Below are 11,397 nucleotides of genomic sequence, written 5' to 3' on the forward strand. Positions count from 1 at the left end.
GCCGGCTAGGCGTCGTCGGGGCGGGAGGCGGGCCCGTCCTCGTCAGCCGTGAGGTCGGGCTGGTGGGGCACCGCCGCGCGCGAGTCCTCCGGCGGGGCGCCGAACGAGACGTTGTCGTCGATCTGCTCGTTCAGGTAGCGCAGGACCGTGGCCACCGTGGCGACCGTGGGCACTGCGAGGAACGCGCCGGTGATGCCGAACAGCGAGCCGCCGGCCAGCACGGAGAGCAGCACCACCGCGGCGTGCAGGTTCATGGTCTTGCCCTGGAGCCAGGGTGACAGGACGTTGCCCTCGAGCTGCTGCACCGCGAACACGATGAGCAGGACGATCAGGGCGTCCTTCGGCGAGTTCGTCACGAGGGTCACCAGAACCGCGAGGGCGCCGGACACGAACGCACCCACGATCGGGATGAAGCCACCGAAGAACGTGACGACGGCGAGCGGCACCCACAGCGGCACGCCGACGATCGCCAGGCCCGCGCCGATGATGACCGCGTCGATGAACGACACGAGCGTCTGGGTGCGGATGAAGCCGCCGAGGGTGTTCCACGAGCGGGCCAGCACCTCGACGGTGTGGGCGCCCGCGCGGCGGCCGGCCAGCGAGCCGACCCACGGCAGGAACTTGTGGCCGTCCTTGATGAACAGGAACGTGAGGATCAGGGTCACGACGATGTTGAGCACGACGTTCGTCGCTACGCCGATCGTCGAGAAGACGCCGGCGCTGATCGTCGAGGCGCTCGACCGGATCTGCTCCTGGACGGCGGAGATCGCGTTGGTGATCTGGCCGTCGGTCACCTCGAACGGACCGTCGCGCAGCCAGTCACGCACCTCGGTCAGGCCGCTGACCGCCTTGTCGGCGATGTCGGGGGCCTGGCCGGCGACCTGGGGCGCGAGGATCGCGATGATCGTGCTGATCAGGCCGATGAAGCCGATCATGACGCCGGCGGCTGCCAGGCCGTCCGGCACGCGGTGACGACGCAGCCAGGTGACCGGCGGAGCCAGCACCGTGGCCAGCACGAGGGCCAGCGCGACCGGGAACCAGATCATCCACGTGCGCCCCAGCGCCCAGCCGATGACGTAGAGCGCCGCGGCGATCAGGACGGCCCGCAGGGCCCACTTCTGGATGACCGCAAAACCACGGTCGATCACGACAGCTCGGTCCCGGACGCGACGTTCGGTCACTGGGCGGTCGCTCATGGACCCACCCTAGTTGGCGGGGCGCGACGCCCCCTGGTCGAGGCTCCAGTCGACCGGCTCGGCTCCCTGGGCGACGAGGAGCTCGTTCGCGCGGCTGAACGGACGCGATCCGAAGAACCCGCGAGACGCCGAGAGCGGGCTCGGGTGGGGTGACGCGATCTGCGGGACGTCGCCGAGGAGGGGGGAGAGGTTCTGCGCGTCGCGGCCCCAGAGGATCGCGACCAGCGGGCCGCCGCGGTCGACGAGTGCCCGGATGGCCTGCTCGGTGACCCGCTCCCAGCCCTTGCCGCGGTGGCTGCCGGGATTGCCGGGGCGCACCGTCAGCACGCGGTTCAGCAGGAGCACGCCCTGGTCGGCCCAGGCCGTCAGGTCGCCGTGGGGCGCCGGAGCGATGCCGAGGTCGGTGCTCAGCTCGGCGTAGATGTTGGTCAGGCTGCGGGGGAGCGGTCGGACGTCGGGGGCGACCGCGAAGCTCAGGCCGATCGGGTGGCCGGGCGTCGGGTACGGGTCCTGCCCCGTGATGAGCACGCGCACCTCGGCCAGCGGGCGGGTGAAGGCCCGCAGGACGTGCTCGCCGTCGGGCAGGTAGCGGCGGCCCTTCGCGACCTCCTCGCGCAGGTAGTCGCCCATCGCCGCGACGTCGTCGGCGACCGGGGCGAGCGCCTCGGCCCAGTCGGGGGCGACGATGTCGGCGAGGGGGCGGGGCACGTCGGCAGCGTAGCCTCGGTCCGTGAGTGCTCTGCAGTCCTACCGGTTGCTCGTCCGCACGGTGGGACCGCTGTACGTCGTCGTCGCGTTCCTCGGGCGGGTCCCCCTCGCGATGAGTCAGATGGGCACGCTCCTGCTCGTCAGCGACGCGACCGGCAGCTACGCGATCGCCGGTGGTGCGGCAGGTGCGCTCGCGGTGGCGAACGCGCTGGGCGCGCCGGTGTTCGGGGGCCTCGCCGATCGCATCGGACAGCGTCCGGTCGTGCTCGGGCAGTCGGTCGCAGGCGGGGCGGGGCTGGTGCTGCTCGTCGCGGTGACCCACGGCGGCGGGTCGGCGCCGGTCGTCATCGCGGTGTCGGCGCTGGCGGGCCTCGCGATCCCGCAGATCGGTCCGCTGGCGCGAGTGCGCTGGGGGCCGGTGCTGACCCGGTCGGCGGCGCCCGACCGTCGGCGGCTGCTCGACGCGGCGTTCTCCTACGAGGGTGCCGCCGACGAGCTGTCGTTCGTGCTGGGACCGGCCACGGTCGGTCTGCTGGCGGTGCTGGTCGATCCCTCCGAGGCATTGCTGCTCGCGGGAGCCGTGCTGGCGCTGTTCGGGTCGGCGTTCGCGCTGCACCCGACCGCGGCGCTGACCCGCCCCGAGCCCGGCGCTGCGCGGGCGACGGGTCGCCTGCTGACCGGCGTGCTCGTGACGCTGGCGGTCGCGCAGCTGCTCATCGGCATGCTGTTCGGCGCGACGCAGACGGGGTCGACCGTGCTCGCGACGGCCGAGGGACAGGCCGGTCTGGCCGGCGTCATCCACGCGACGCTCGGCATCGGCAGCGCGATCGCCGGGCTCGCGGTCGCGGCCCTCCCCGAGCGGATCGGCTATCCGCGCCGTCTCGTGGTCGCGGCGACGGGTCTGGTCGTGCTGTCGACGCCGCTGCTGTTCGTGCAGACGGTCGGTCAGCTCGTCGCGGTCATCGCTCTGCTCGGCTTCGCGGTCGCGCCGTACATGATCAGCACCTTCACGATGGCAGGACAGCTCGTCGACCCGGCCCGGGTGGGCACGGCCATGACCCTGCTCGCCGGGGCAACGGGCGTCGGCTACGCGCTGGGGTCCTCCCTTGCCGGCCGTCTCGCCGACGGCGTGCCGGGCATCGCGCCGGATGGAGGCCACATCCCGGCCTTCGCCGTCACGGTGACCGCGACGGTCCTCGCCCTCGCCACGGCCCTTGCCCTCCAGTACCGCACCCGCACCCGCCCCCACCCCCGCCCCGGCACATGACCCCTCGCGAGTGACCTTGTTACCCCTCGCGAGTGACCTTGTTACCCCTCGCGAGTGAGCTTGTTACCCCTCGCGAGAGACCTTGTTGGTGCACAGGAGCGAGATCGTCACTCCTGTCCACAAACAATCCCGCTCGCGAGGGGTAACAAAGTCTCTCGCGAGCGGTACGTCAGGTGGGGGTGAGGAGGCGGGCGCGGGCGGCGGGCCACTCGGTGTCGAGCATCGAGTAGGTGACCGTGTCGCGCCAGGAGCCGTCGAGGCGACGCTTGTGCTTGCGGAGCACGCCCTCCTTCGTGGCGCCGAGGGCCTCGACCGCGGTCTGCGACCTCTCGTTGAGGTGGTCGACGTGCCACACGACCCGCACGCAGCCGAGGTCGTCGAAGGCGCGGGAGAGCAGGAGCAGCTTCGCGTCGCGGTTCAGTCCCGTGCGCCAGAAGCGCCGGCCGAGCCACGTCCAGCCGATCGCGACGCTGCGCTCGACCGGATCGATGTCGTAGAAGGACGTGAGGCCCGCGATCTCACCCGTCGCGGTCACGATCTGCGTCCAGGTGAGCTGCACCGGCATGCGCCCGAGCACCTCGCCCACCAGGGCCCGCATCTGCGACGGCTCGGTCGGCCGGCGCAGGCGGATCCAGCGGAACACCTCGTCGGAGTCGGCCGCCGCCAGGAGGCCGTCCGCGTGCTCGGGCTGCAGCGGCACGAGGGTGACCCGCTCGCCCGGCAGGACCGGCCGCTCGTGCCAGTGGTCAGCGCTCATGCGACCGGAGGTCAGCGCTCATGCGACGGGCGGATGCGCTTCGTGTGCGTCGCAGGCGCGAGGTCCGACAGGAAGTCGTTCGCCCACTGGTCGATGTCGTTCTCCATGACCTGCTTGCGGAGCCCCTTCATGCGACGGCTCTGCTCCTTCGGCTCGGCCTTGATCGCGTCGAGCATCGCCTGCTTCATGCCGTTGATGTCGTACGGATTGACCTGGTACGCCTGCTTGAGCTCACCCGCCGCTCCCGCGAACTCGCTGAGCACCAGGGACCCGCGGTCGTCGTAGCGACACGCGACGTACTCCTTGGCCACGAGGTTCATGCCGTCGCGCAGCGGGGTCACGACCATGACGTCGGCGGCCCGGTACAGCGCCGCCATCTCCTCGCGGGGGTAGGAGGCGTGCAGGTAGGTGATGGGCGGCTGGCCGATGCGGCCCACGTCGCCGTTGAGCCGGCCGACGAGCCGGTCGATCTCGTCGCGCAGCAGGCGGTACTGGTCGACCCGCTCGCGCGACGGCGTGGCCACCTGCACGAACACCGCGTCGTCGGGATGCACCGAGCCCTCGGTGATGAGCTCGCCGAACGCGCGGATGCGCTGCCGCAGGCCCTTGGTGTAGTCGAGCCGGTCGATGCCGAGCACGATCGTGCGCGGGTTGCCGAGGCTCTCGCGGATCTCGGCGGCCCGGGCGACGACGGCGGGGTCGCGGGCGAGCTCCTCGAAACCGGCGGCGTCGATCGAGATCGGGTACGCGTTGGCACGCACGACCCGACCGTCGGGCAGGTACACCGAGTCGCGATGGGTCTTGTGGCCCACCCGTTGGCGGACGAGGCGGATGAAGTTGCCCGCCGCGCCGTTGAGCTGGAAGCCGACCAGGTCGGCGCCGAGCAGGCCCTCGAGGATCTCGCGGCGCCACGGCAGCTGCTGGAAGAGCTCGGTGGGCGGGAACGGGATGTGCAGGAAGAAGCCGATGCGGACGTCGGGACGCAGCTCGCGGAGCATCGCCGGCACGAGCTGCAGCTGGTAGTCCTGCACCCACACGATGGCGCCCTCGGCGGCCACCTTCGCGGCGCGCTCGGCGAAGCGTCGGTTGACCGTGACGTAGGCGTCCCACCACTCGCGGTGGAAGGCCGGCGGCGCGATGACGTCGTGGTACAGCGGCCAGAGCGTGCCGTTGGAGAAGCCCTCGTAGTACTCGACGACCTCGCTCTCGGACAGGTGCACGGGCACGAGCCGCAGGCCCTGGTGCGTGAACGGGCGCAGCTTCTCGTCGGGCGCGCCGTGCCAGCCGATCCACGCGCCGCCCTTGCGACGCATGACGGGCTCGAGCGCCGTGACCAGGCCGCCCGGGGAGGTGCGCCACGTGGTGCTGCCGTCGGGCGCGACGACCCGATCGACCGGAAGGCGGTTGGCGATGACGACGAACTCCGCGCTGCCGAACGTGTCGCTCCCGGAGGCCATGACCGCAGCCTATCCAGACGGAGGCGCACCCGCGCTCCGTCGCCGCGCGACCCGCCGCAGAACGAATGACATCGCTGTCATTCGCGGCTACCATGGCGGCATGAGCGCTGCGCCCCGATCCCAGGAGACGCCCGACACGCCGGTCGGGACCCTCAGTGATCGCGAACGCGAGATCCTCGATCTCGAGCGCACCTGGTGGAAGTACGCCGGTGCCAAGGAGCAGGCCATCCGCGAGAAGTTCGACATGTCGGCCACGCGCTACTACCAGGTGCTCAATGCCCTGCTCGACCGCGAGGACGCCCTCGCGTCCGACCCGCTGCTGGTCAAGCGCCTGCGCCGCCTGCGAGCCGATCGTGCGCGGTCGCGCACCGCGCGACGGCTCGGCATCGACGTCTGAGTCGCCGTGGATCATCGCCGCACGGTCTCCCGCCGGGCGTTCGTCCCGCCGGTGTGGCTGATCATGGTCGCCGTCGTGGCGGCCGTCGCCGGTGCCGCGACGATCGGCTGGTTCGCGTGGGACTCGACCCGCGACGACGACCCCGCGGCGAGCGCCTCGTCCAGCCCGACCACGTCTGAGCCGACCGAGGAGTCGCCGGAGCCCGAGCCCACGCCGGTGCCGACGACCCCGGTGCCCGAGCCGCCCGCACCGACCCAGCCCGCGGTCGATCGCACGCCGGGCGTCTCGATCCTGAACGGCACCGGCATCGACGGTCTCGCCTCCGAGGCGTCCGACTTCCTGAGCGACGCAGGCTGGGCCGACCGTCGCACCGGCGACACCGCGGGCTCGTACCCGGAGAACACCGTCTACTACCCGCCGCAGTTCGAGGCGCAGGCCCAGACGCTCGCGCAGGACCTCGGAATCACGCGTGTCCGACCGAGTGTCGACGGCATGAGGGACGACCGGCTGACGGCCGTGCTGATCAGTCGTCCATCATCGTTGTCGTGACCTCTGCCGACGACCTGCTCGAGACCGTCGCGAACGACCCCGCCGGAGTCCTGCTCGCCCTGGACTTCGACGGCACGCTCGCGCCGATCGTCGTGGACCCGACGACGGCCGGGGTCCACCCCCGGTCGCTGGCCGCGCTCGACCGCCTCGGACCCCGCCTGGGCGGCCTCGCGATCATCACGGGTCGCCCCGTCGAGCAGGTTCGTCGCCTGGGCGACTTCGACGCGCACCCGGGTCTGCACGAGCTGTTCGTGCGCGGGCAGTACGGCGCCGAGCGCTGGTCGCCGGCGACGGGCGTCGTGGAGGGCGCCGACCGTCACGACGTGGTCGACCGGCTGGTCGCCGACCTGCCGGGGCTCCTGTCGGCGTGGGGCGCGCCCGAGGCTCTCGTCGAGGACAAAGGCCTGGCCGTCGCGGTGCACACGCGGGGACTGACGCCCGCTGCCGCCGCCGCGGTGATCGACCCGCTGCGCGACCTGGCCCGGTCCCTGGAGCTGACCTTCGAGCCGGGCCGCCAGGTCTACGAGCTCCGCTCCGCCTCGATCACCAAGAGCGACGCCCTGCTCGACGTCGTGGCGGGGCTCGCGGTGCACACCGTCGTGTTCGCCGGCGACGACCTGGGCGACCTCCCGGCCTACGACGCGCTCGACGACCTGGCGAGCCGGGGCGTCGCGACCCTCAAGGTCTGCTCCGCCTCGACCGAGCAGGACGCGCTCGTGGCCCGGGCCGACCTGGTGCTCGACGGCCCTGACGGGATCGCGGACTGGCTCACCGAGCTGGCCGACCTCGTCGATCCCGTCGACGCGGCCGTCTGAGCCGCCGATGCTCCCGCACACGCCCTGGACGCGGGTGCGGACGCTCGTCAACTGGCTGAACCTCTCGACCCTGCTGGGCCTGGCGGTCGCGCGGCTCGGGGGAGCCCGCCTCGAACGCCGGGGGCGTGGCACGTGGCTCGCCGGCGGCTACCGGTGGGACTTCCCGCGGGCCGGGGCTTTCACGATCGGCAGCGTCGTGATCAGCACGCGCGACCTGGCGGCGCTGCGCTCCCGCCCGACGCTGCTGCGGCACGAGGACCGACACTGCACGCAGTACGCCTGGTGCCTCGGGCCGGTCATGCTCGTGCCCTACCTGCTGGGGGTCGCGGCGTCCTGGGTCGTGGCGGGCGACCACTCCTCGTACAACCCGTTCGAGCGCCTCGCTGGGCTGCGTGAGGGCGGGTACCCGGAGCCGCGGACGCGGCGGTCCCGGCGGCGCGACCGGTAGTCCACGATGCGGACCGATTGGACACATCGCGAGACGCGTTCGTAGGCTTGACCCACTCATCATGAGGGGTGGAGGGACACGGCCCGCTGAAGCCCCAGCAACCAGTCGGATTTCGACCAGGTGCTCCGTCCGGCCCGGCCTCAGAGCCGGGGAAGATGAACGAGGAGACTCTCGTGACCACCACGCCCACCGCCCCCGCCACCCTCCCGACGCTGCGCGAGGGTGCCTTCGGCCCCGCCGTCTCGCTCGTCTGTCGCGAGTGCGGCACGACCCGTGAGCTCGGACCGCACTACGCGTGTCACGAGTGCTTCGGCCCGCTCGAGATCGGCTACGAGTTCGGCGCCGTCACCCGTGAGCAGATCGAGGCCGGCCCGGCGAACATCTGGCGCTACAAGGCCCTGCTCCCGGTGCCCGACGACATCGAGTCCAGCCCCAACCTGGAGCCCGGCTTCACGCGGCTCCTCGAGGCCCGCAACCTCGCCGCCGAGCTCGGCATCACCAAGCTCTGGGTCAAGGACGACAGCACCAACCCCACCAACTCCTTCAAGGACCGCGTGGTCGCCTGCGCCCTGAGCGCCGCCCGCGAGTTCGGCAGCAAGGTCTTCGCCTGCCCCTCCACGGGCAACCTCGCCAACGCGGTCGCCGCCGCGGGGGCCCGCGCCGGCATCCGCACCGTGGTGTTCATCCCCAGCAACCTCGAGACGCCCAAGCAGGTCAACTCGGCGGTGTTCACCGAGAACCTGGTGGCGGTCGACGGCAACTACGACGACGTCAACAAGCTCGCCAGCGAGATCGCGGGCGAGGAGGACGGCTGGGCGTTCGTGAACGTCAACGTCCGTCCGTTCTACGCCGAGGGCTCCAAGACGCTCGGCTACGAGATCGCCGAGCAGCTCGGGTGGCGCCTGCCCGACCAGATCGTCATCCCGGTCGCGTCCGGCTCGCAGCTCACGAAGGTGCACAAGGCCTTCCAGGAGCTCATCGCGCTCGGGCTCGTCGAGGACAAGCCGTACAAGGTCTTCGGCGCCCAGGCCGAGGGCTGCAACCCCGTCGCCACGGCGTTCGCCGAGGGCCACGACGCGATCCGGCCGGTCAAGCCCGACACGATCGCCAAGTCGCTCGCGATCGGCAACCCGGCCGACGGCATCTACGTGCTCGACATCGCCCGCCAGACCGGCGGCGGCGTGGAGCAGGTCAGCGACGACCAGATCCGCGACGCGATCGTGCTGCTCGCCCGCACCGAGGGCATCTTCACCGAGACCGCCGGCGGCACGACCCTGGCCGTCCTGAAGAAGCTCGTCGCGACGGGTCAGCTCGACCCCGAGCTCGAGACCGTGTTCATCAACACCGGCCACGGCCTCAAGACGCTCGACGCGGTGTCGGGCGTGGTGGGCCCGGCCGCCACGATCGCCCCCACGTACGACGCCTTCGTCGCCGCCGACCTCGCCTGAGCGAGCCCGTCCCCTTCTTCTCCCGAGGAGCACTCCTGTGACCGTTTCCGTCCGCATCCCCACGATCCTGCGTGCCTACACCGGCGACTCGTCGCAGGTGACCGCCGAGGGCTCGACCCTCGCCGAGGTCCTGGACTCCCTGGAGTCGACGTACCCCGGCATCAAGGCGCGCGTCGTCGACGAGGACGGCAAGCTGCGCCGCTTCGTCAACATCTACGTGGCCGAGGAGGACGTGCGCTTCGCGCAAGGCCTCGACACCACGACCCCTGACGGCACGCAGATCAGCATCATCCCCGCCGTCGCCGGCGGAGCGCGCTGAGACCGTCCCGCACCTGACCGCCTCGGACTCGGTCGTCGGCCACCGGGAGGTGCGACCGGTCCGGTCGGACCGGTTGCGGGTGACGGGGGTCACGGTCACGATGGCTCCAGTCGCGTCCGTGTGACGGACGCCGCGTGACAGGAGCGTTACGTGACAGTTGCCATGGCACATCCGGGAAGCCATACTCTCGGTATGGACCTTCGTGCTGAAGAAGTCGCCCCCGTCGGAGGTGCGGCGCTGGACCAGGTGCTCGGCCTGAGCGTGGGAGCCGCGGTCGTGACCGCGATCCTGCTCGGCATCGCCTGGGGCCACCGCACCCATCGCATCCAGTGGTTCCAACGCCTCGGCGACTCGCTGCAGGCGCGCACGGGCGAGCCGGGCTGGTCGTCGATCCCCGCGCTGTTCGTCGCGAGCTCGCTCGTCGTCGCGCTCCTCGGCTTCCTGTGGGACGTCAGCCTGCACGCGGGCCGCGGCCGCGACGAGGGCCCGCTCGCCAACCCGGCGCACTACCTGATCCTCTACGGGCTCTTCGCGCTGTTCATCGCCGGCATGAGCGCGATCGTCTACCCGCGCGACGGCATGAAGCCGGGCATCGCGTCGGTCCGCATCACCCGCAAGTGGTACGCCCCGGTCGCCGGCATCTACATCGCGGCCTGTGGTCTGTACGCGCTGATCGGCTTCCCGCTCGACGACGTGTGGCACCGCCTCTTCGGCCAGGATGTCACGCTCTGGGGCCCCACGCACCTCATGCTCATCGGCGGTGCCGGCCTCTCGACCGCCGGCATCATCCTGCTGCACCGCGAGGCCGAGTTCTCCGACGAGTGGAAGGGCCGTGGTGACAACCACGCGGCCAACGTCATGCACAAGCTGACGCTCGCGATGGCCTTCGGCGGCCTGCTGATCGGCCTGTCGGTCTTCCAGGCCGAGTTCGACTTCGGCATCGCGCAGTTCCGCATGGTCTTCGCGCCGATGATGATCGCGGCCGCTGCCGCCCTCACCCTGATCGCCGCCCGGCTGTACGCCGGGCCCGGCGCCGCCCTCTTCGCGGCGTTCTTCTTCGTGATCGTCCGCGGAGTCGTCGCGTTCATCGTGGGCGACGTCTTCGGGCAGGCGAGCCACGTGTTCCCGCTCTACCTCGGCAGCGCGCTGCTGATCGAGCTCCTGGCGCTCAGCAGGCTCAAGGACCGGCCCCTGCTGTTCGGCGCCGTCGGCGGCCTGCTGATCGGCACCGTCGGCACGGTCGTCGAGAAGCTCTGGAACGACGCCGTCTTCCAGTTCCCGTGGACCAGCGACATGTGGCTCGAGGGCCTCCTGATGGCCGTGCCGGTCGCGATCGGCGCCGGCCTCTGCGGAGCCCTGTTCCACCTCGGCCTCAACGGCCGTCTGCCGGCGAACCGCTGGGTCGGACGCACCATCGTGACGCTCTCGATCCTCGTGACGGGCGGCGCCGTGGCCAACGGCCTGGCCGCCACGGTTCCCGACGACGCGCAGGCGACGTTCGAGATCACGGAGACGGGCACGCGCGACAACCCCGAGATCCTCTTCGACGTCACGGTCAGCGAGGGTCTGATCGACGACGACCCGACGTGGGTGCAGGTCACGGCGTGGCAGGGAGGCGGCGCGGGCGTCGTCACCCAGCAGCTCGAGCGCACCGGCCCGAACTCCTGGACCACGACCGAGCCCGTCCCGATCGGCGGCAACTGGAAGACGTTGCTGCGCGTGCAGGACGGCCGGATGCTCACCGCGGCCCCGATCTACCTGCCGGCCGACCCGGCGATCGACGCCGAGGAGGTCCCGGCCTCGGCCGAGGTCACGCGTGACTTCGTGCCCGAGATCGAGATCCTCCAGCGCGAGCGCGACCTCGACACCACGCCGGTGCTGTGGAGCATCGCCAACGCGGTGGTCCTGATCTGCAGCCTCGCGATCCTCGCCGGCATCTGTGCGTCGGTCGCCCGGGTCTCCGGCGCCATCGCCCGGGAGGGCGAGCGCCGTCGCGCCGGTGACACGGTCGGCGCGGGCCCCAAGCCCTGACCGAC

Annotated in this window: 12 protein-coding genes and 1 riboswitch; of the genes, 8 read left to right on the top strand and 4 right to left on the bottom strand. The window is 71.5% G+C overall.

Annotated features, from left to right (window positions below; translation table 11 throughout):
* Positions 1-5: 5 nt before the first annotated feature.
* Positions 6-1,196 (bottom strand): AI-2E family transporter, encoded by a 1,191-nt coding sequence (locus LO931_RS15945; protein WP_229054840.1) that lies wholly within the window; start codon positions 1,194-1,196, stop codon positions 6-8.
* A 9-nt stretch (positions 1,197-1,205) separates the two neighbouring features.
* Complete coding sequence (locus tag LO931_RS15950) at positions 1,206-1,904, bottom strand: uracil-DNA glycosylase (protein WP_229054842.1); 699 nt, start codon at positions 1,902-1,904, stop codon at positions 1,206-1,208.
* A 22-nt stretch (positions 1,905-1,926) separates the two neighbouring features.
* On the opposite strand from LO931_RS15950, the gene LO931_RS15955 reads away from it, so the two are divergent.
* Positions 1,927-3,171, top strand: a complete 1,245-nt coding sequence (locus tag LO931_RS15955; RefSeq protein ID WP_229054843.1) for an MFS transporter — start codon at positions 1,927-1,929, stop codon at positions 3,169-3,171.
* 169 nt (positions 3,172-3,340) lie between these two features.
* Here LO931_RS15955 and LO931_RS15960 read toward each other — a convergent pair whose 3' ends face one another.
* Positions 3,341-3,928, bottom strand: a complete 588-nt coding sequence (locus LO931_RS15960) for a GNAT family N-acetyltransferase (protein ID WP_229054845.1) — start codon at positions 3,926-3,928, stop codon at positions 3,341-3,343.
* A gap of 11 nt (positions 3,929-3,939) precedes the next feature.
* Positions 3,940-5,385, bottom strand: coding sequence for a trehalose-6-phosphate synthase (locus tag LO931_RS15965; RefSeq protein ID WP_229054848.1), 1,446 nt, complete (start codon positions 5,383-5,385; stop codon positions 3,940-3,942).
* A 100-nt stretch (positions 5,386-5,485) separates the two neighbouring features.
* On the opposite strand from LO931_RS15965, the gene LO931_RS15970 reads away from it, so the two are divergent.
* From LO931_RS15970 to LO931_RS16000, 7 genes are all read left to right on the top strand, one after another.
* A complete protein-coding gene (locus tag LO931_RS15970) occupies positions 5,486-5,782 on the top strand; it encodes a DUF3263 domain-containing protein (protein WP_229054850.1) in 297 nt (98 codons plus the stop codon).
* A 6-nt stretch (positions 5,783-5,788) separates the two neighbouring features.
* Positions 5,789-6,331 (top strand): LytR C-terminal domain-containing protein, encoded by a 543-nt coding sequence (locus LO931_RS15975; RefSeq protein ID WP_229054852.1) that lies wholly within the window; start codon positions 5,789-5,791, stop codon positions 6,329-6,331.
* Positions 6,328-7,146, top strand: coding sequence for a trehalose-phosphatase (gene otsB, locus LO931_RS15980; RefSeq protein ID WP_229054853.1), 819 nt, complete (start codon positions 6,328-6,330; stop codon positions 7,144-7,146). Before LO931_RS15975 ends, otsB begins: the two co-directional genes overlap by 4 nt.
* A 7-nt stretch (positions 7,147-7,153) precedes the next feature.
* On the top strand, positions 7,154-7,594 hold the full coding sequence (locus LO931_RS15985; protein ID WP_229054854.1) for a hypothetical protein: 441 nt from the start codon (positions 7,154-7,156) through the stop codon (positions 7,592-7,594).
* Positions 7,595-7,647: 53 nt separating this feature from the next.
* A riboswitch (SAM riboswitch) is annotated at positions 7,648-7,756 on the top strand.
* A gap of 11 nt (positions 7,757-7,767) precedes the next feature.
* Positions 7,768-9,042 carry a threonine synthase gene (gene thrC, locus LO931_RS15990; protein WP_370636155.1) on the top strand — a complete coding sequence of 425 codons (1,275 nt, stop codon included), beginning with the start codon at positions 7,768-7,770 and terminating at the stop codon, positions 9,040-9,042.
* Positions 9,043-9,079: 37 nt separating this feature from the next.
* Complete coding sequence (locus tag LO931_RS15995) at positions 9,080-9,361, top strand: ubiquitin-like small modifier protein 1 (protein WP_229054857.1); 282 nt, start codon at positions 9,080-9,082, stop codon at positions 9,359-9,361.
* Between the two features lie 192 nt (positions 9,362-9,553).
* Entirely contained in the window at positions 9,554-11,392 is a 1,839-nt protein-coding gene (locus LO931_RS16000; RefSeq protein WP_229054858.1) for a hypothetical protein, read from the top strand.
* Positions 11,393-11,397 lie beyond the last annotated feature (5 nt).

It is taken from the genome of Aeromicrobium sp. Leaf350 (assembly GCF_916858655.1).
In the GTDB taxonomy this organism is placed as follows: Bacteria; Actinomycetota; Actinomycetes; order Propionibacteriales; family Nocardioidaceae; genus Aeromicrobium.